The organism is Janthinobacterium longum, from assembly GCF_051380735.1.
Taxonomy (GTDB): domain Bacteria; phylum Pseudomonadota; class Gammaproteobacteria; order Burkholderiales; family Burkholderiaceae_D; genus Janthinobacterium.
Genome location: NZ_JBNYXQ010000010.1, coordinates 52331 through 70620, shown reverse-complemented (window position 1 = coordinate 70620; position 18290 = coordinate 52331). Strand labels below are relative to the sequence as shown.

The 18290-nt window shown below is 62.3% G+C and carries 18 protein-coding genes; 7 read left to right on the top strand and 11 right to left on the bottom strand.

The genetic code is table 11. The annotated features are described in order from the left end of the window. Positions 1–28: 28 nt before the first annotated feature. Both ACQ4WM_RS21025 and ACQ4WM_RS21020 read right to left on the bottom strand, forming a co-directional pair. Positions 29–457 (bottom strand): hypothetical protein, encoded by a 429-nt coding sequence (locus tag ACQ4WM_RS21025; protein ID WP_436548595.1) that lies wholly within the window; start codon positions 455–457, stop codon positions 29–31. Positions 458–483: 26 nt separating this feature from the next. After that, entirely contained in the window at positions 484–906 is a 423-nt protein-coding gene (locus ACQ4WM_RS21020; protein ID WP_436548594.1) for a hypothetical protein, read from the bottom strand. A gap of 147 nt (positions 907–1053) precedes the next feature. On the opposite strand from ACQ4WM_RS21020, the gene ACQ4WM_RS21015 reads away from it, so the two are divergent. Beyond that, positions 1054–1767: a S24 family peptidase gene (locus ACQ4WM_RS21015; protein ID WP_436548593.1), complete on the top strand. Its 714-nt coding sequence runs from the start codon at positions 1054–1056 to the stop codon at positions 1765–1767. Positions 1768–1806: 39 nt separating this feature from the next. Here the strand turns inward: ACQ4WM_RS21015 and ACQ4WM_RS21010 are convergent, their stop codons facing one another. From ACQ4WM_RS21010 to ACQ4WM_RS20980, 7 genes are all read right to left on the bottom strand, one after another. After that, complete coding sequence (locus ACQ4WM_RS21010; RefSeq protein ID WP_436548592.1) at positions 1807–3693, bottom strand: propionate--CoA ligase; 1887 nt, start codon at positions 3691–3693, stop codon at positions 1807–1809. Positions 3694–3747: 54 nt separating this feature from the next. Then, positions 3748–4953, bottom strand: a complete 1206-nt coding sequence (prpF, locus tag ACQ4WM_RS21005; protein WP_436548591.1) for a 2-methylaconitate cis-trans isomerase PrpF — start codon at positions 4951–4953, stop codon at positions 3748–3750. A 99-nt stretch (positions 4954–5052) separates the two neighbouring features. Then, positions 5053–7647, bottom strand: a complete 2595-nt coding sequence (acnD, locus tag ACQ4WM_RS21000; RefSeq protein WP_436548590.1) for a Fe/S-dependent 2-methylisocitrate dehydratase AcnD — start codon at positions 7645–7647, stop codon at positions 5053–5055. Positions 7648–7658: 11 nt separating this feature from the next. After that, positions 7659–8813, bottom strand: coding sequence for a bifunctional 2-methylcitrate synthase/citrate synthase (gene prpC, locus ACQ4WM_RS20995; RefSeq protein WP_436548589.1), 1155 nt, complete (start codon positions 8811–8813; stop codon positions 7659–7661). A gap of 24 nt (positions 8814–8837) precedes the next feature. Then, positions 8838–9725 (bottom strand): methylisocitrate lyase, encoded by an 888-nt coding sequence (prpB, locus tag ACQ4WM_RS20990; protein WP_436548588.1) that lies wholly within the window; start codon positions 9723–9725, stop codon positions 8838–8840. 293 nt (positions 9726–10018) lie between these two features. Next, on the bottom strand, positions 10019–10267 hold the full coding sequence (locus ACQ4WM_RS20985; protein WP_436548587.1) for a hypothetical protein: 249 nt from the start codon (positions 10265–10267) through the stop codon (positions 10019–10021). A 35-nt stretch (positions 10268–10302) separates the two neighbouring features. After that, positions 10303–10545, bottom strand: a complete 243-nt coding sequence (locus ACQ4WM_RS20980) for a hypothetical protein (RefSeq protein WP_436548586.1) — start codon at positions 10543–10545, stop codon at positions 10303–10305. Between the two features lie 173 nt (positions 10546–10718). On the opposite strand from ACQ4WM_RS20980, the gene ACQ4WM_RS20975 reads away from it, so the two are divergent. Continuing rightward, positions 10719–11576 (top strand): MBL fold metallo-hydrolase, encoded by an 858-nt coding sequence (locus tag ACQ4WM_RS20975; RefSeq protein ID WP_436548693.1) that lies wholly within the window; start codon positions 10719–10721, stop codon positions 11574–11576. Between the two features lie 55 nt (positions 11577–11631). Then, positions 11632–12024, top strand: coding sequence for a DUF7716 domain-containing protein (locus ACQ4WM_RS20970; RefSeq protein ID WP_436548585.1), 393 nt, complete (start codon positions 11632–11634; stop codon positions 12022–12024). 61 nt (positions 12025–12085) lie between these two features. Here the strand turns inward: ACQ4WM_RS20970 and ACQ4WM_RS20965 are convergent, their stop codons facing one another. After that, positions 12086–13519, bottom strand: coding sequence for a M20/M25/M40 family metallo-hydrolase (locus ACQ4WM_RS20965; protein ID WP_436548584.1), 1434 nt, complete (start codon positions 13517–13519; stop codon positions 12086–12088). Positions 13520–13658: 139 nt separating this feature from the next. Between ACQ4WM_RS20965 and ACQ4WM_RS20960 the strand changes: the two genes are divergently transcribed. The 3 genes from ACQ4WM_RS20960 to ACQ4WM_RS20950 all read left to right on the top strand — a co-directional run bounded on the left by ACQ4WM_RS20960 (position 13659) and on the right by ACQ4WM_RS20950 (position 15877). Continuing rightward, on the top strand, positions 13659–14072 hold the full coding sequence (locus tag ACQ4WM_RS20960; RefSeq protein WP_436548583.1) for a GNAT family N-acetyltransferase: 414 nt from the start codon (positions 13659–13661) through the stop codon (positions 14070–14072). A 254-nt stretch (positions 14073–14326) separates the two neighbouring features. Continuing rightward, entirely contained in the window at positions 14327–14782 is a 456-nt protein-coding gene (locus ACQ4WM_RS20955; protein WP_436548582.1) for a glycine zipper 2TM domain-containing protein, read from the top strand. Between the two features lie 165 nt (positions 14783–14947). Continuing rightward, positions 14948–15877 (top strand): PP2C family protein-serine/threonine phosphatase, encoded by a 930-nt coding sequence (locus tag ACQ4WM_RS20950; protein ID WP_436548581.1) that lies wholly within the window; start codon positions 14948–14950, stop codon positions 15875–15877. On the opposite strand, the gene ACQ4WM_RS20945 is transcribed toward ACQ4WM_RS20950, so the two are convergent. Continuing rightward, positions 15867–16286, bottom strand: a complete 420-nt coding sequence (locus ACQ4WM_RS20945) for a DUF2177 family protein (protein ID WP_436548580.1) — start codon at positions 16284–16286, stop codon at positions 15867–15869. The genes ACQ4WM_RS20950 and ACQ4WM_RS20945 overlap by 11 nt on opposite strands. A 369-nt stretch (positions 16287–16655) precedes the next feature. On the opposite strand from ACQ4WM_RS20945, the gene ACQ4WM_RS20940 reads away from it, so the two are divergent. Beyond that, the gene (locus ACQ4WM_RS20940; protein WP_436548579.1) at positions 16656–18218 is read left to right on the top strand and encodes an FHA domain-containing protein; all 1563 of its coding nucleotides are present in this window, start codon (positions 16656–16658) and stop codon (positions 18216–18218) included. Positions 18219–18290: the final 72 nt, after the last annotated feature.

Sequence of the window (18290 nt, the reverse complement as noted above, 5' to 3'; positions counted from 1 at the left end):
GCGCACCATGGCAGCGCCACCACCAGCATCACCGTCCGGACCGCACCTCCTTGACGGCTGCCGCCACGTCGGCCGCCAGCTCGCCGATGTCCTTGTCGCGGCGGCGATCAAACCAGCGCACACACGCCCCCAGCACCCACCACGCCGGCAAGCCGATGGCCGCCATCAGCGGCGCGGCAATGAACAGGAAGCCGGTGGCAGGATCGCAGCCATACAGCACGGCCACCGCATTGGCACTGTCGAACAGCGCGGGCCACCAGGACAGCACGGCCGCCACCAGCACCGGACCGGTAAAGGTGGCAATAATAATGCTCGAACAGATGCGGATGACCGCCTCCTTCCTCGAGCGCGGCCACATGACCATGAAACTCAGCATCGTGGCCAGCAAGGCGGCCAGCAACGGCAGGCCCAACAGTTTGATCCATATGCTGCCGGCGGCGGTAATATCGAAATTCATGTTGCCCGTTCCTGTGGTGAGGCGCGCTAGGCGCCGTGGTGACTGCTGGCTGGCCCAAACAGGGCCGCCACCAGTGGATCGCGGCTGGCCGTGCCGACGGGCCAGCTGGCCATGCGCCGCACCTGCGGCGGCAATTCGGCCCAGGCTTCGCCTTCATCTTCCGCCTCGCCCGGCGCATACAGGGCGGGCCGCTGGCGCCCGGGCTCGGTGCAGTGGCGCTGCGCCAGGTGGATCAGTCCTGCGCCACACATATGGCGCAGGTAGCGGCTCATGGTGCCGGCATCAAGCCCCAGCAGGGCCGACAACTGCGCGGCGCTGGCCTGCCCCTGCTCGGCGATATGCTGCGCGATGCGGGCAATATGCAACTGCGATTTCTTGCTGCGCCCCAAAATCCTGCGACCTGTCTGCGGCGGCGCTCCGCTACGCACCACCTGACTGCTGTTCAACATCTCCATCCTCCCTGTAGTGGCCTGCCGGGAAACGCTGTGTGCGAATTTGCGACAGGCAACGAGTGGACTTTATCAATCGCTAATGTTAAAGTCAAGCATTTGGTAATTTATCAAACAGTAAGTTTCAGGTTTAATGCGGAGATGGATATGTATCAATACAGACGCGAACGACTGCTGGCACTGATCAGCGAGCGCTATGAGCACACGCGCAAAAAAATTTCCGACGCCAGCGGCTGGAGCGAGGCGCGCATTTCGCAGATTTTGTCGCCCACCTACCGCGAGGGCCGCGCCTTCAGCGAGAAGATTGCGCGCAAGCTCGAAGCCGATCTGCGCCTGGACAGCATGTACTTCGACCAGGGCGCCGCACCCGACCAGGCTGCCATGGCCGCCCGTGCACTGGCCGGTGTCAAGCCGGTGTTCGTCAACGATGGCGAGGACGAGCGCTTTTACGATATCCGCAAGGTAAAATTGCGGCTGTCGGCGGGCATCACAGGCTTTGCGGTGGAACCGGAAACCCATGATGGCAGTACCATCAGCGTGCCACGCGGCTGGGTCGACCGCAATGGCTATCACCCGGAAAAACTGGTGGCGATCAAGGTCAAGGGCGAGAGCATGGAGCCGTCCCTGTATGAAGACGATGTGGTGATCATCAACACGGCCGATATCCGCCCCGTTGACGGCATCGTCTATGCAGTCAACTACGAAGGCGAGCCGGTGGTCAAGCGGCTGGCGCGCGATATCGGCGAATGGTGGCTGACGTCGGACAACCCGGACCAGCGCAAATATCATCGCAAGATGTGCCGGGGCAATGAATGCATCATCGTCGGGCGCGTAGTGCGCAAGGAAAGCGAACGGATCTGAATGCAGAGTTTATCCGATGATAAACTCTGCTAAAGATTCTCAGGACAATGCCGCTTCGATATGCTGCAGCGAGGCCGGGTCTTCGATCGAGGTCAGGTCGCCCGGGCTGCGCCCTTCGCAAATGGCCTGGATGGAACGGCGCAGCAACTTGCCCGAACGCGTCTTCGGCAACTGCGCCACGAACAGCACGCGCGCAGGCCGTGCCACGGCGCCCAGTTGGCGGTCGACTACCGCCATCACTTCGCGCTCCAGCGCCGCTTTTGCCTCGACGCTTTCGACGCCTTGCGGATTTTTCAGGATCACGAAGGCCATTGCCACCTGGCCCTTGAGCTTGTCTTCCATGCCCACCACCGCCACTTCCGACACATTCGGGTGGCTGGAAATGCTTTCCTCGATTTCGCGTGTACCCAGGCGGTGGCCCGCGACGTTGATCACGTCATCGGTGCGGCCCAGGATAAAGTAATAGCCGTCGGCGTCGCGCAGGCCCCAGTCGAATGTCGAGTACACCTGTTGCTCGCTGAAGGTGGACCAGTAGGTGTCGACAAAGCGCTGGTCGTCGCCATACACGGTTTGCAGGCAGCCCGGCGGCAGCGGGCCTTCCAGCACCAGCACGCCCTTTTCATTTGCGCCACACGCCTCGCCGGTCGTCTCGTTGATCAATTTGACCTTGTAGCCGTACATCGCCAGGCCAGGGCTGCCCAGGCGCGTCGGCGTGTCGGCCACGCCCCTGGCCACCGACAGAATCGGCCAGCCGGTTTCGGTCTGCCAGTAGTTGTCAATGATATCGACCTTGAGTTCGTCGGCAATCCACTGCGAGGTGGTTTCATCGAGCGGTTCGCCCGCCAGGTACAGTGCCTTCAGGGACGACAGATCGTATTTGCGCATCAGTTCCACCGGGTGCTTGCGCAGTACGCGGATCGCTGTCGGCGCCGAGAACATGCGCGTGACCCGATATTTTTCAACGATGCTCCACCAGATGCCCGCGTCGGGGCAAATCGGCAAGCCTTCGTACAGAATGGTGGCCATGCCGGCAATCAGGGGGCCATACACGATATACGAGTGGCCCACCACCCAGCCGATATCGGAGGTGGCAAAAAAAGTCTCCCCGGGTTTGCCGCAAAACGTGTATTGCATCGATGAGGCCAGCGCCACCGCATAGCCGCCCACGTCGCGCTGCACGCCTTTCGGCTTGCCGGTGGTGCCCGAGGTGTACAGCACATACGAGACCTCGTTCGATTCGAGCCAGGTGATCGGCACTTGCGCCTCCAGATGCTGCTGGCGCGCGGTGGCGTAGTCGACATCACGCCCGGCAACCAGTGCCATCGGCACCAGATGACGGTCGACCAGCAGCACATGTTCAAGCTGGTGCACGGCAATGCGGATCGCTTCGTCCAGCAGCGGCTTGTAGGCGATCGGCTTGCCGTTGCGCGAGCCGGCGTCGCTGGAAAACACAAGTTTCGGCTGCGCGTCGTCGATGCGGCTGGCCAGGCTGTTGGCGGCAAAGCCGCCGAACACCACCGAATGAATCGCGCCGATGCGCGCGCAGGCCAGCATGGCAAACGCCGCTTCGGCGATCATCGGCATATAGATCAGCACCCGGTCGCCCTTGGCCACGCCCAGCGACAGCAGCACCGCCGCGCAGCGCTCCACCTCGCGCTGCAGCTCGCGGTAGCTGTAGCTTCGCTCGGTATTGGTTTCGGTGGAAATGGCGATCAAGGCCGGCGCGTCGCCACGGCTGCCGACCCAGCGGTCCACCGCGTTGTGGCACAGATTGGTGGTGCCGCCGACAAACCAGCGGGCAAACGGCGGGCGGGAATAGTCCAGCACTTGTGAAAACGGTGTGTGCCAGTCGATTTTTTCTGCTTCGTCGCGCCAGAACGCTTCAGGCGCGTCGATTGAACGCTGGTAAAACTGGGCAAAGTCCATGTCTCCTCCGGTGGCAAATCTGTTATGGCCAGGGCGGCGCCCCGGCCGTTTGCTTTATGTCGGAACGGTGTTGCCGGGTACGCGCACCACGCCCTCCATCAGCACGCGCGCACTGCGGCTCATGATGGCCTTGGTGACGCTCCAGTCGCCATCTACCTGCGTCGCTTCGGCGCCCACCATCAGGGTGCCGGACGGGTGGCCGAAGCGCACGGTGCTTTTTTCGCCGCCGCCGGCCGCCAGGTTGACCAGCGTGCCGGGAATCGCCGCCGCCGTGCCGATGGCCACCGCCGCCGTGCCCATCATGGCATGATGCAGTTTGCCCATCGACATGGCGCGCACCAGCAGGTCGATATCCTGTGCCATAACCTGTTTGCCGCTCGACGAGACATAGCTGGCCGGTCTGGCGACAAACGCCACCTTCGGCGTATGCTGGCGCCTGGCCGCTTCATCGAGGTTCTTGATCAGCCCCATGCGCAGGGCGCCGTGGGCACGAATGGTTTCAAAGCGCGCCATGGCCACCGGATCACCATTGATCGCCTCCTGCAGCTCGGTGCCCGTGTAGCCGATCGCATCGGCGTCCACAAAGATTGTCGGTATGCCGGCATTGATCATCGTGACGCGCAAGGTGCCGATGCCGGGTACCTCCAGCTCATCGACCAGCTGGCCGGTGGGGAACATCGCAGAGGTTGCACCATCGCCGCCCTCCTCTTCGGCCGCCGGATCGAGAAACTCAAGTTTCACCTCGGCGGCCGGAAAGGTCACGCCATCGAGTTCGAAGTCGCCGGTTTCCTGCACTGCGCCATTCGTCACTGGCACGTGGGCGATAATGGTCTTGCCGATATTGGCCTGCCACACGCGCACGACAGCCACGCCGTTGTCCGGAATGCGCGCCGCATCGACCAGGCCACTGGCGATCGCGAACGAGCCGACGGCCGCCGACAGGTTGCCGCAGTTGCCGCTCCAGTCGACAAACGGCTTGTCGATGGCAACCTGGCCGAACAGATAATCGACATCGTGGTCAGCTTTGCTGCTTTTTGAGACGATCACCGTCTTGCTGGTGCTCGAGGTGGCGCCGCCCATGCCGTCGATCTGCTTGCCGTACGGGTCCGGGCTGCCAATCACGCGCAGCAGCAAGGCATCGCGCGCGGCGCCGGCAACCTGCGCTGCTGGCGGCAGGTCCTGCAGGCGAAAGAACACGCCTTTGCTGGTGCCGCCACGCATATAGGTGGCGGGGATTTTGATTTGGGGGGGATGGGTCATTGAAGTTCCTGCGTTGACTATGTCATTAAAACCAAAGGCAAAGAGCTGGGGTCAGACCCGACGGGTCTGACCCCAGATTTACGTTGCGTTCCCAGTGAATTATGCGGCTTTCGAAGACTCCAAAAAATCCTGCGCAAAGCGCTGCAGCACGCCGCCGGCCTCATAGATCGACACCTCTTCGGCCGTATCGAGGCGGCAGGTCACCGGCACTTGCTCGCTGTCGCCATTGGCGCGGTGAATCACCAGGGTCAGCATCGAGCGCGGTGTGCGTTCACCCACCACGTCGTAGGTTTCACTGCCGTCCAGCCCCAGGGTCTTGCGCGTCACGCCAGTCAGGAATTCCAGCGGCAGCACGCCCATGCCGACCAGGTTGGTGCGGTGGATGCGCTCGAAGCCTTCGGCAACGATCGCTTCCACGCCGGCCAGGCGCACGCCTTTGGCAGCCCAGTCGCGCGAGGAACCCTGGCCATAATCGGCGCCGGCGATAATGATCAATGGCTGCTTGCGCTCCATATAAATCTCGATCGCTTCCCACATGCGCGAAATGGTACCGTCCGGCTCGATGCGGGTCAGCGAACCTGCTTTGACTTTGCCGTCCTCGATGACCATCTCGTTTTTCAGGGTGGGATTGGCAAAGGTGGCGCGCTGCGCCGTCAGGTGGTCGCCACGGTGGGTGGCGTAGGAATTGAAGTCTTCCTCGGGCAAGCCCATTTTCGCCAGGTACTCGCCGGCCGCGCTGCCCGCCATGATGGCGTTCGACGGCGACAGGTGGTCGGTGGTGATATTGTCGCCCAACACCGCCAGCGGACGCATGCCTTTTAATGGGCGTGCGCCGGCCAGCGCGCCTTCCCAGTATGGCGGGCGGCGGATATAAGTGGTCTGCGGGCGCCAGTCGTACAGCGGGCTGACCTTGATGCCGTCGTCATGCTGCTTGGCGAACATCGGGATATACACCTTGCGGAACTGCTCGGGCTTGACGCTGGCAGCGACAATGGCGTCGATCTCCTCGTCCGATGGCCATATGTCTTTCAGCAGTATCGGCTGCCCGTCGGGGCTGGTCCCCAGCACGTCTTTTTCAATATCGAAGCGGATCGTGCCGGCGATCGCGTAGGCCACCACCAGCGGCGGCGAGGCCAGGAAAGCCTGTTTCGCATATGGGTGGATGCGGCCGTCGAAGTTGCGGTTGCCGGACAAGACGGCGGTGGCGTACAGGTCGCGCGCCACTACTTCGTCCTGGATTACCGGGTCGAGCGCGCCCGACATGCCATTGCACGAGGTGCAGGCAAACGCCACCACGCCAAAACCGAGCTTTTCGAGCTCGTTCATCAGGCCCGCTTCCTGCAGGTACAGCTCGACGGTTTTCGAGCCGGGCGCCAGCGAGGACTTGACCCACGGCTTGCGCAGCAAACCGAGGCGATTGGCGTTACGGGCGATCAGGCCGGCCGCGATCATGTTGCGCGGATTATTCGTGTTGGTGCAGCTGGTAATGGCCGCAATGATCACGGCGCCGTCCGGCATCTTGCCCGGCTCGTTTTCCACCACGCCGGAGATGCCGCGCGCGGCCAGCTCGGAAGTTGGCACGCGGTTATGCGGATTGGACGGGCCCGCGATATTGCGCACCACCGACGACAGGTCGAAGCGCAGGACGCGCTCGTATCGGGCATCCACCAGGCTGTCGGCCCACAGTCCCGTTTCTTTCGCATAGGTTTCCACCAGCGCCACCTGCGCGTCTTCCCGGCCGGTCAGCTTCAGATACTTGATGGTCTGCTCGTCGATATAGAACATGGCGGCGGTAGCGCCGAATTCAGGCGCCATGTTCGAGATCGTCGCGCGGTCGCCCAGGGTCAGGTGCGACGCGCCCTCGCCGTAAAACTCCAGATACGACGACACCACCTTCTGCTTGCGCAAAAACTCCGTCAGCGCCAGCACGGTGTCAGTGGCGGTAATGCCGGGCTGGGGCTTGCCGGTCAGCTCGACGCCGATAATGTCGGGCAGGCGCATCCACGAAGCGCGGCCCAGCATCACGCTCTCCGCTTCCAGGCCGCCCACGCCGATGGCGATCACGCCCAGCGCATCGACCATCGGGGTGTGCGAGTCGGTACCGACCAGGGTGTCCGGGTAAGCCACGCCGTCCTGCACCTGGATCACGGGCGACATGCGCTCGAGGTTGATCTGGTGCAGGATGCCGTTACCGGGCGGGATCACGTCGACGTTTTTAAAGGCTTTCCTGGTCCAGTCGATAAAGTCGAAACGGTCTTCGTTGCGGCGGTCTTCGATGGCGCGGTTCTTGGCAAAGGCGTCGGGGTCAAAGCCGCCGCATTCGACGGCCAGCGAATGGTCGACCACCAGCTGGGTCGGCACCACCGGGTTGACCAAGGCCGGGTCGCCGCCCTGGGCCGCGATGGCGTCGCGCAGGCCGGCCAGGTCCACCAGCGCGGTCTGGCCAAGAATGTCATGGCAGACCACGCGCGCCGGGAACCAGGGAAAGTCCAGGTCACGCCGGCGTTCGATAAACTGGCGCAGCGAGGCGTTCAAAGTCTCCGGGTCGCAGCGGCGCACCAGGTTTTCGGCCAGCACGCGCGAGGTGTATGGCAGGCCCGCCCAGGCGCCGGCTTCGAGCGCTTCCACTGCGGCGCGCGCATCGAAGTAGTCAAGCCCTGTTCCCGGCAAGGGCTTGCGGTACAGTGTGTTCATGTTGATGCTCATTATGTGCGCTCGCTGATCGGCACGAACTGCAAGTCTTCCGGGCCCACGTAGTTGGCGCTGGGGCGGATGATTTTATTGTCGATGCGCTGTTCGATAATGTGGGCCGCCCAGCCCGAGGTACGCGAGATAACGAACAGCGGGGTGAACATCGCCGTTGGCACGCCCATCATGTGGTACGACACGGCCGAGAACCAGTCCAGGTTCGGGAACATGTTCTTGATCTCCCACATGACCGATTCCAGCCGTTCGGCGATATCGAACATCTTGGTCGATCCCGCTTCCTGCGACAGCGAGCGGGCTACTTCCTTGATGACCTTGTTGCGCGGGTCGGAAATCGTGTAGACCGGATGGCCAAAGCCGATCACCACTTCCTTGTTGGCGACGCGTTCGCGGATATCAGCTTCGGCTTCGTCGGCACTGTCGTAACGTTTCTGGATATCGAGCGCCACTTCATTCGCGCCGCCGTGTTTCGGGCCGCGCAGTGCGCCGATGGCGCCGGTGATGGCCGAGTGGATGTCCGAACCCGTGCCGGCGATCACGCGGCTGGTGAAGGTGGACGCATTGAACTCGTGTTCCGCGTACAGGATCAGGGAAGTGTGCATGGCTTTTTCCCACGAGGCCGACGGCTTCTTGCCGTGCAGCAGATGCAGGAAGTGGCCACCGATCGAGTCGTCGTCGGTTTCCACTTCGATGCGCTTGCCGTTATGGCTGTAGTGGTACCAGTACAGCAGCATGGAGCCGAACGAGGCCATCAGGCGGTCGGCGATATCGCGCGCGCCCGGCACATTGTGGTCATCTTTTTCAGGCAGGGTGCAGCCCAGTACCGACACGCCGGTGCGCATCACATCCATCGGATGCGCGCCGGCCGGCAGCGCTTCGAGCGCCGCCTTGACATTGGCGGGCAGTCCGCGCAAGGACTTGAGCTTGGCCTTGTAGCCTTTCAGCTCGCCCGTGTTCGGCAACTTGCCGTGCACCAGCAGATAGGCGATTTCCTCGAACTCGCAGCTGTCGGCCACGTCCAGGATGTCGTAGCCGCGGTAGTGCAGATCGTTGCCGGTCTTGCCGACCGAGCACAGGGCGGTATTGCCGGCGGTAACGCCGGACAGGGCGACGGATTTTTTAGGCTTGAAAGTGGCAGCTTGTGGTGCAGTCATTGTGATCTCCGGATATAGGTGTGATTATTTCTTTTGCGCGGCAAACAGCGCGTCGAGTTTTTGTTCGAAGTCGTGGTAGTTGATCGATTCATACAGTTCCATGCGCGTCTGCATGGTGTCCAATACATTCTGTTGCGTGCCGTCGCGGCGCAGCGCCATGTAGACGTTTTCGGCGGCCTTGTTCATGGCGCGGAAGGCCGACAGCGGATACAGTACCAGGCCTACATCGGCGCCGCGCAGCTGGTCCACCGTGAACAGGGGCGTGGCGCCAAATTCGGTGATATTGGCCAGCACCGGCACTTTCACGGCGTTGGCGAAGGTGGTGTACATCTCGAGGTCGGTGATCGCTTCCGGGAAGATCATGTCGGCGCCGGCTTCGACGCAGGCCACGGCCCGTTCCAGTGCCGCTTCCAGGCCATCGACGGCCAGCGCATCGGTGCGCGCCATGATGACGAAGTCCGGGTCGGTGCGCGCATCGACGGCGGCCTTGATGCGGTCGACCATTTCTTCCTTGCTGACGATTTCCTTGCCCGGGCGATGACCGCAGCGCTTGGCACCCACCTGGTCTTCGATATGCAGGGCGGCCGCGCCAGCCTTGATCATCGATTTCACGGTGCGCGCCACATTGAAGGCGGACGAGCCGAAACCGGTATCGGCGTCGACCAGCAGCGGCAGGTCGCACACGTCGGTGATGCGGCGGATATCGGTCAGCACATCGTCCAGGTTGGAGATGCCCAGATCAGGCAAGCCCAGCGAGCCGGCCGCGACACCGCCGCCGGACAGGTAGATGGCCTTGAAACCGGCGCGCTTGGCCAGCAGGGCGTGGTTGGCATTGATGGCACCCACCACTTGCAACGGGGATTCTTCCTGGACGGCCTTGCGAAATGCGGCACCTGCGGAGTAAAGACTCATATGTTCACCTTATGGGTTCGAATGTTTCATGGACCTGCTATGAACATCGTTACAGCAAATGCCGTGCCAGCTAGCGCATTGTTCTACCCAAAATTGCTTCGCCATAGGGAAAACGGCGGCCTGGTGGCGGCTGGCGGGTGGCAGGTGATAAAGGGTATGGAATAGAAAGTGGTCTGGCGTTTCAACATGACGTTTCACTTATGTTTCAAGTTTCACTTTGAAACATAGGTGAAACGTTGCTGAAATAAAAACAGCCAGCGAGTGCCGGCTGCGACAGGCGATGCGTGGCCGCCTCAGGCGAGGCGCACCAGCGGGTTGGCAATGATATTGTCGATCTGGCGTACAGCTTCTTCGCAGGCGGCAGCAATTGCGCCGTCTTCGTCGTCACGCACGAATTGCATGGTCGAGCCTTCGAACACTTCCAGCCTTTCGGCGGTGGCGCGTTCGATATCGCAACTGGCCGACCATTTGCCATCGCTGGTCGGTACGGCCAGGGGAACGATTTCCCAGCCTTTATAGTGGATCTTGGAACTGCTGTTCATGGGCTACTCCTTGCGCAATAAAGAAAACCGGCGTCTCAAGGACGCAGCAGATTGTCCACTTCCGTTTTCGCCACTTCCAGGCCAGCCGTGCAAGCGGTCTCGGGCGTGGCATAACCACCCAGGGTGCGGCTGCGCTCAATGTCCTTGGCTTCGCCCTCGGCACCGGCTTCGCGCTGCAGGTGGTAGGTGAAATCCCACAGGTCGTCATTATCCTTTTGCGGCGTCACCGAGATCGTGAAACCGCGGTACTGTTCGCTACGTGCAGTAGTATCGTTCATGGACTTCCTCCTTGTGACAATCAGGTTAGCACGAAGCCCGGGCGCATGCGCGCACCTTGCATCGGCAGGCCCTGCTTGATATGCGGTTTTTACATATCAAATCGCGATCCGAGATATTTCTCAAGCGATCACGGCGATATAATGAGCATCCCTGCCAGCACCACGCCACCATGATGATGCCCCAAATACAAGCCTTCTTCGACCCCGCCACCGCCACCGTCACCTATGTGGTGTATGAAGGCGAAGGCGGCGCCTGCGCCGTGATCGATTCGGTGCTCGACTACGATCCCAAGGCGGGCCGTACGGCCACCGCCTCGGCCGACAAAGTGATCGCCTTTGTGCGCGAACACAAGTTGACATGCCGCTGGCTGCTGGAAACCCATGCTCACGCCGACCACCTGTCGGCAGCACCGTATCTGCAGCGGCAACTGGGCGGCGAGGTGGCCATCGGCGCTGCCATCCAGACGGTGCAAAGAGCGTTTGCCGACGTCTATCACCAGCATGGCGCCCCCGCCGACGGCTCGCAATTCGACCAGCTGTTCGCACCCGACCAGGTGTTTCATATCGGCGCGCTGGAAGTGCGCGCGCTGCACGTGCCGGGCCACACGCCAGCCGACCTGGCCTACCAGATCGGCGACGCCGTATTTGTCGGTGACACCCTGTTCATGCCCGACGTGGGCTCGGCCCGCTGCGACTTTCCGGGCGGCTCGGCGGCCCTGCTCTACCGCTCGGCACAGCGCCTGCTGGCGCTGCCGCCGGCCACGCGCCTCTTCATGTGCCACGACTACCCGCCGGCCGGCCGCGAGGCGCGCTGGGAAACCACGGTGGCCGCACAGCGCGCCAGCAATATCCATCTGCGCGACGGCATCACGGAAGAACAGTTCGTGGCCCTGCGCACGGGTCGCGACGCCACCCTGGACATGCCGGCATTGATATTGCCGGCGATCCAGGTCAACATCAACGCGGGCAAGCTGCCCGAGCCGGAAGAAAATGGCGTGCGCTATCTGAAAATACCGCTGAACGCCCTCTGACCCCTCCTAATGCAATAAACATGCTGAAGAGCAGACAAATCAACAAAGGATACGAATGAAATTGGACATTGGCCGGTCATATGGCGTCAAGGAACTGGTAGAAATTGTAAAGAACAAAGCCGACCGTGACTTCGACCAGAATGGAAAAGAACGCTATATACCGGAGAATCTGTACGACGTGTACATCGCTGAAAATGAGGAATTGAACGCGAACTCGATGCTATATGTTGGCCCGTGCGTTGAAATTGATGCCAATGACAACAAGGTCTATCCAGACCACGTCCTGAAAAATCATCTGGAATTTCATTATTCCTGCCAGAATTTTCAGGACGTCATCGATCTGGCCTATTCGCAAAAAAATGACGCCAGCATCGACGAATTTGTCTCTTGCCTCAATCATTATTCCGAGAACGATGACTTCCTCGACCTGGACCATGATGGAAGCTGAAAAAGCGGCCCAGACCATCGGTCTCAGCCAGGGCTGGGCGCAGTAACCGCGTTTATTACGCTTACTCCTGCTCGGGCGCCCTGCCGATCTCGCCATCGAGATTGGCCAGATACCAGGCCAGCGACGACATCAGCGCCACGTTGCGCTTCAGGTTGGCCGGGTCCACCTTGTCCAGCGTATCGGCCGGCGTGTGGTGGTAGTGGAAGTAACTATGGCTGTCGACCAGCGGCTCGAAGCTCGGCACGCCGCCTTTTTCAAGCCGGTGCAAATCGCCCGAGCCCAGCGCGTCGCGGCGGGTAAAGGCGTGCGCGCCGATCGGCTGCAGGGCCGAGCGCAAGGGCGCAAACAGTTTTTCCGATTTCGGCCCGACGCTGGCCAGGATGCCGAACGGGCGCCCGGCGCCCATGTCCATTTCAATGGCGGCGTACTGTTTGGCCAGCGATTGCTGGTTCGCCTCGAAATAGGCCTGGCCGCCACGGCCGCCGTTTTCCTCGTTCATCCAGGCAATCACGCGGATGGTGCGGCGCGGGCGGTAGTCGAGCTTTTTCAGGGTTTCGATCACACCCATTGCCGCCACCACGCCGGCGCCGTCGTCATGCGCACCAGTGGCCAGGTCCCACGAGTCGAGGTGGCCGGAAACGATCACCACTTCGCCGGCCTTGTCGGTGCCCGGCCAGTCGGCGATCACGTTGTAGCTGTCGGCGTCGGGCAGGTTTTGCGGGGTCAGGGTCAGATGCATTTTCATCGGTCCGCGCGCAGCCAGGCGCGCTATCAGCAGCGCGTCTTCGACCGTCACGGCGGCGGCCGGGATGCGCTTGCCGTCTTCCAGGCCGGTTGCACCGGCGTGGGGAATGCGGAAATCGGCGCCGCCGATCGAGCGCACCAGCGCGGCGGCGGCGCCCAGTTCGGCCGCTGCTTTCGGGCCGCCAAAGCGGAAGCGCGAACCCTGGCCGTAGGTGACGCCAGCCAGGCCGCGTTCGGCCATTTCCTGGTCGAATGGCGCGTCGATCAGCACGATGGCGCCTTTCACTTCAGCGGCGCGTGCGTTCAGTTCCTCGAAGCTCTTGACGATGATCAAGGGTGCTGTCAGGCCGCTGGCAGGCGTGGCGCCCGAGCCGCCCAGGGCGGTCAGTACCACGCGCTGCATAACACCTTGCGGACGGCCAGCATAATCGACGATTTGCGCCGTTTCCACACCGCGCACCCAGTGCGGCACTTTGACTGGCTGCAAGCTGACTTTTGCACCGAGGCCGCGCATGGTGGCGGCCACCTGCTCGACGGCGGCAGCGGCGCCGGCCGAACCGGACAGGCGCGGACCGATCAGGTCGGTCATGTCGGCCAGGCGCGCATACGCCCAGTCGCTTTGCAGCGCAGTGTCGCGCACTTGCGCCAGCGCAGCCGGGTCATTGCCCGGCGCGGCGGCCAGTGCACCGGCACTGACGACGCTGCCCAGCAGCACGGAAACAAGGGAGCGGTGAAATGGTACTGAAGGCATGCGAGTCCTGTAAAAGTGGATGGGGCAGCCCGGCACGATAGCGCATTTGATCTTTGTTTGCAGCAACTTTGAAGCCCGCCGATTGCCTGCCGCGGCCGCTATCGCTTACCATGGGGCCTGCCTTGTTACGGGAAATATCATGATCAAAGGAACATTGTGCAGCTTGCGCCACCTGCAGGCCGCCGACCTGGCCACCTATATTGCCCTGGTCAACGACCTGCCCTCGCGCGGGGCATTCTTTTCGTCGCAGCTCAGGTCGCCCGAGGCGATCCGGCGCGACTTCATGCAAACCGGCTTCGTCACCGAAGACAGCGAGCTGTTCATCATTGAAGACCAGCACCAGGCCATGATCGGCACCATTACCCATTTCAAGAGCCGCACCCCGACCAGCCGCGAGATTGGCTACCGTTTGTTCGATCCGCAAAACAACGGACGCGGCTATACCAGCGAGGCGACGCAACTGCTGGTCGACTATCTGTTCAAGGCCTACCCTTATCACCGGCTGGAGCTGCTGATGGATCCGCTCAACACCGGCTCCGAGCGGATTGCGTAAAAATGCGGCTTTACGCAGGAAGGCGTGCTGCGCCAGGCGTTCTTTATCAACGGCGTGATGCGCGACGCCAGGATGTATGGCCTGCTGCGGCCGGAGTGGCAGGCCCGGCGCGCCACGCAGCACACGCATGATTAACTTGTTACGGACATGGACGGATTGTAATAAGTTGTATTAGACATGGATCAAGGTTTGTGCGGCCGCTATAGTTCATTCATGCAGATCACTGTGATCTCGCCGGATTGGAAGGAAATGCCATGTTGAACAAGAAACTCCTGGGTGCGGTAATGGTAGCGGCTGTAGCTGTCTCGTCGGCAGCAACGGCCGCCGGTGACCGCGACTTCAATACCGTTGCCGGCGCCGTCGTCGGAGCAGCGATCGGCAACAACACTGGCGGTACCAACGGCGCGATCGTTGGCGGCGTGATCGGTGCCGCCGTCGGCAACAGCTTGCGCACGGGCGATCGTGGTTATGACCGTGGCTACCGCGGCACGTATTACCAGAGCCCGCCGCCCGTGTACTATCAGCCCGCGCCGCGTCCCGTCTACTACCAACCTGCGCCGCGCCCCGTGTACTACGCGCCGCCACCACGCTACTACGGCCCGCCACCGGTGGTGTACGTGCAACCGGGCCGTGGCTACTACCGTGACCACGACCGCTGGGATGACCGTCGCGGCTACCGCGATGACCGTGGCTGGGGACACCGCCGCTAAGCGCGTCCGCACCTGAACAAAACCTGCGCCAGCAACGCTGCCGCAGGTTTTTTGCTTTTTTTTCAGGTCAGTTCAAGGTATCGCCCGCAGGCAAGATCGGCTAAGCTGTATCAGTCTAGCCATATTAATAATCAATATCGATACTCACCAGGGCTGCCATTACCGATGTACTTTATCAAAGACGAATTCGATTTCGGCCCGGGACTGGATGCCGCAGCCGGCAGCAGCGTGGGTGCCGGCCCGATGGCGCGGCGCGAGAACCAGGACAACTTCCTGCTGATCGACGCCACTGGCCAAGCCGCCTGCCTGGTTGGGCAAACACCATGGCGGGGCCAGGTGGCAGGCTGGCCGGCTGGCCATGTGCGCCTGGCCGTGCTTGATGGCATGGGTGGCCATGGCCATGGCCGCGAGGCGGCCGAAGCCACCGTGCAGGGCTTGCTGGCTATGCCGGCTTGCTCCGACACGACAACCCTGGCGCAGCAGATGGACCAGTTGCACGCACGCCTGCAAGCTGCTTTCGATACCGGCCCCGAGGCCCGGTCGCGCCCGCCCGGCACCACCTTGACCCTGCTTGAAATTGCGCCGCAGCAAGCGCCGCTGCTGTATCACGTGGGCGATTCGCGCCTGTACGAAGTGGCCGATGGCGCCGTGACAGCCCTGACGATCGACCATGTGCCAGCCACCGTGTACGCCATGCAAGGCGTGATCAGCGAGCGGCAATGGCGCAGCCAGGTGTATGGCGAACACCAACCGCAAATCTCGCAAGCTTTTATACTGGGTAATGTGATGGTCAACCCGCACAGGCTTGCTACCGGACTCTATGCACTCGATGAGCGCAATCTGCCACCTTTCCTGGCCAGCATGGGTGACCGCCGCGCACTGCGGCTGCGCCGCGATGCGCTTTACTTGCTGGCCAGCGACGGCTTTTGGTCATGTCTCGACCCGGCCAGCGTGCTGGCGCGCTGGCCGGCCCTGTGCGCAGGCCGCACGGCGGCGCAGGCCAGCGAGGCCCTGTTCACCGATTTCCTGTCGCACCCACCGGCAGGTTTGCACAGCGATAATCTGACCCTGGTGGCGCTGCGCATCAAGCCTTGAACCGGCTGGCGGCCGCATGACCCGCCGTGGCCGACAGGCAAGACAGCACGGCGCCCCACACCAGGTCGGTCACCGTCAGCGCGAGGGGCCAGTCTTTCAGCGTCGCATGATTGGTCAGGTCATAGGTACCGTAGGACACCAGCCCCAGCAAGGCGGCGCGCCAGGCCGTCGCGCGCCAGCTGCGCTCACGCAAGCCCGGCACCACGGCAAACACCAGCAGCCCCACCACATATAACAGGTAGAACAGGCCGGCCGCCAGCAACTTGGGCTGCGCCAGCATCAAGGATCCCAGCCAGGCGGCATACGCCTGTTTCATCACGATGCCCAGCCACAAGGCATCGACCGCCAGAAAGGCGACCAGGGTCACAACATAAGCAAGAAGAAGCTGCGGCAGGCGTAGGACGGGCATCAGTGGCTTTCAGGTCGTTTGGCGAAATGGAGCCAGCTTACGCCAGGCCAGTCAGCCACGTCCGTGCACGGCAGCACACAGGCGGCGAACAATCTGCGCGCCACAGGGTCTGACCAGAAACGCGCAAGTGCAAGAACCGAACCTGAAGGACTCGATATTCTTGCAATAAATAACTATCTTAAAATCCATAAAATGTGATTTTAAGCAATGGTTTCCGGAGATATTGGGCGGCGCGTTGGCCAGACCGCACATCTGCCGAAAAAACAGGCGGCGACGCAATCATGCTTGTTGCCAAGCAAGGTCAAAAGGGCGTAAGCTCTCATGTATAACAGAGGGCGCCACGCTCCCACCCGGTCGAGTTTCCACCACATGAAAAAATGCAGCAACCCGGAGCACCCGCATTGTACGTTCTGGGTCTTGTCTGGTGAGCAGGTCTGCGCGGGCAACCACCCGCAGGCAGTCCAGGCCCCCACCAGCTATGACCTGCTGAACGCCATGCGCAGCGCCCGTTCCGAGCTATCGGCAACGGTGGGCGTGCCTGCGTCCGTGGTTTCCCTGCCCCTGGCGGTGTCGCCGCCCGTCAACTCCGTCAGCATGCCTGTCATGCGCCCCGCCCTGGCGCCGGCGGCCGTCACTCCCACGCCGGTGGCTACCCATCTGCATATCAGCGGTTTCGATCCGCGCGCGGCAGGCGGACGGCAAACCCTGAAAATGGAATTGCGCGGCATGGACGCCGCATGCGCGCCACAGCTGAGCTTGCGCCTGCGCTCGGACCTGATTGCGCGCGGCCAGGTACAGCATGACGTGGTGCGCACCACGCGCGGCGACTGGCGCCCCGTGTTTGTCGAGTTTTCCTCGCGCAACAAGGAGCACGGCCAATACCAGATCGAGGTGGACGTCCTCAGCCACGTGGACGGCGCGGTGGCGCAGAAATGGGTGTGCACCTTTGTCATCCTGGTACCGCGCCGCGACGCCACCCTGACCGAAATCCACCAGATTTTCCTCAGCACCCATAAAAACGTGCGCGTGATGGCCGACGACGCTTCGATCGCGCGCGTGACAGGCGGCGACGGCTGCAATCTCGACGTCACCGCGCGCAATGCCGGCATCGCCCATGTGGACTTGTCGGCGCCGCAAGGCAAGATCGACATGGGCTTTACCACCATCGCCTGGGACGAAGAACTGATCGAGGTCGACGTGCCATCGGCCAGCGACTGCCACCCGCATGCCAGCGTGGCAGCCTGCATCGTCAATGCGGCGCCGGAAGCGGGCGAACAGCGCCAGATCCGTCTGTTTGCGCTGGAAGAATGCATGCTGGGCCGATTCGAGCTGGTCGATCCGGAGGCCGATGTGCTGCTCAGCCATTTCAGCGTCGACGGCCAGGACAACAATGGCCTGACGCGCCGGCTTTCCGGCCGCCATGCCGTGATACGCCGCAGCGCGCAGGGTTTTGATATCGAAGACGTGTCGCGCTACGGTATGCTGCTCGACGGCGTATGGCCAGGCAAGCACAAGCCAGTGGCCTTGCGCCAGGGCATGCGCATCGAACTGACGGCCAGCATCAAGGGCATCGTGGTGCTGGGCGTATCGGCCATCCTGCAGCACGGCGTCATCCTGCACCGCCTGGACCAGGGTGCGCATGCGGAATGCTTTTACCTGCTGCTGCCCGAAGCGCGCCCGGTCGTCGTGCCCGCGCCGCACACCCTCGCGCCACAGGCGGCGGCGCTACCGATGCTGTTCCACCGCAACGGTGGCTTCTGGCACCTCGATTGCGCCAGCGGCAAGGAAACCGCGCTGGCGCCCGCCACCGCGCTCGACAAACTTGCCGGCTTTGCCCGCCACAACCGTTTCGCCAGCGAAGCGTATCCCGAATGCTGGATCATCCGCACCGAAGGCGCCAGCCTGTGCGACAGCGCAGCGCTCACCGCCTGAGCCAGCACCAGCACAGTTCAGCGCGACAACCCCACCAGCTTAAGACAAGCTGAAACCACCGCGATTTAACAA

Coding starts and splice junctions, on each gene's coding strand:
- ACQ4WM_RS20970 (WP_436548585.1), top strand. CDS start 11,632: ATGAAATTGGACATTGGCCGGTCATATGGCGTCAAGGAACTGGTAGAA.
- ACQ4WM_RS20965 (WP_436548584.1), bottom strand. CDS start 13,519: ATGCCTTCAGTACCATTTCACCGCTCCCTTGTTTCCGTGCTGCTGGGC.
- acnD (WP_436548590.1), bottom strand. CDS start 7,647: ATGAACACACTGTACCGCAAGCCCTTGCCGGGAACAGGGCTTGACTAC.
- ACQ4WM_RS20960 (WP_436548583.1), top strand. CDS start 13,659: ATGATCAAAGGAACATTGTGCAGCTTGCGCCACCTGCAGGCCGCCGAC.
- ACQ4WM_RS21015 (WP_436548593.1), top strand. CDS start 1,054: ATGTATCAATACAGACGCGAACGACTGCTGGCACTGATCAGCGAGCGC.
- ACQ4WM_RS20955 (WP_436548582.1), top strand. CDS start 14,327: ATGTTGAACAAGAAACTCCTGGGTGCGGTAATGGTAGCGGCTGTAGCT.
- prpF (WP_436548591.1), bottom strand. CDS start 4,953: ATGACCCATCCCCCCCAAATCAAAATCCCCGCCACCTATATGCGTGGC.
- ACQ4WM_RS20980 (WP_436548586.1), bottom strand. CDS start 10,545: ATGAACGATACTACTGCACGTAGCGAACAGTACCGCGGTTTCACGATC.
- ACQ4WM_RS21020 (WP_436548594.1), bottom strand. CDS start 906: ATGTTGAACAGCAGTCAGGTGGTGCGTAGCGGAGCGCCGCCGCAGACA.
- prpC (WP_436548589.1), bottom strand. CDS start 8,813: ATGACTGCACCACAAGCTGCCACTTTCAAGCCTAAAAAATCCGTCGCC.
- ACQ4WM_RS21025 (WP_436548595.1), bottom strand. CDS start 457: ATGAATTTCGATATTACCGCCGCCGGCAGCATATGGATCAAACTGTTG.
- ACQ4WM_RS20945 (WP_436548580.1), bottom strand. CDS start 16,286: ATGCCCGTCCTACGCCTGCCGCAGCTTCTTCTTGCTTATGTTGTGACC.
- ACQ4WM_RS20985 (WP_436548587.1), bottom strand. CDS start 10,267: ATGAACAGCAGTTCCAAGATCCACTATAAAGGCTGGGAAATCGTTCCC.
- ACQ4WM_RS20950 (WP_436548581.1), top strand. CDS start 14,948: ATGTACTTTATCAAAGACGAATTCGATTTCGGCCCGGGACTGGATGCC.
- ACQ4WM_RS20940 (WP_436548579.1), top strand. CDS start 16,656: ATGAAAAAATGCAGCAACCCGGAGCACCCGCATTGTACGTTCTGGGTC.
- prpB (WP_436548588.1), bottom strand. CDS start 9,725: ATGAGTCTTTACTCCGCAGGTGCCGCATTTCGCAAGGCCGTCCAGGAA.
- ACQ4WM_RS20975 (WP_436548693.1), top strand. CDS start 10,719: ATGATGCCCCAAATACAAGCCTTCTTCGACCCCGCCACCGCCACCGTC.
- ACQ4WM_RS21010 (WP_436548592.1), bottom strand. CDS start 3,693: ATGGACTTTGCCCAGTTTTACCAGCGTTCAATCGACGCGCCTGAAGCG.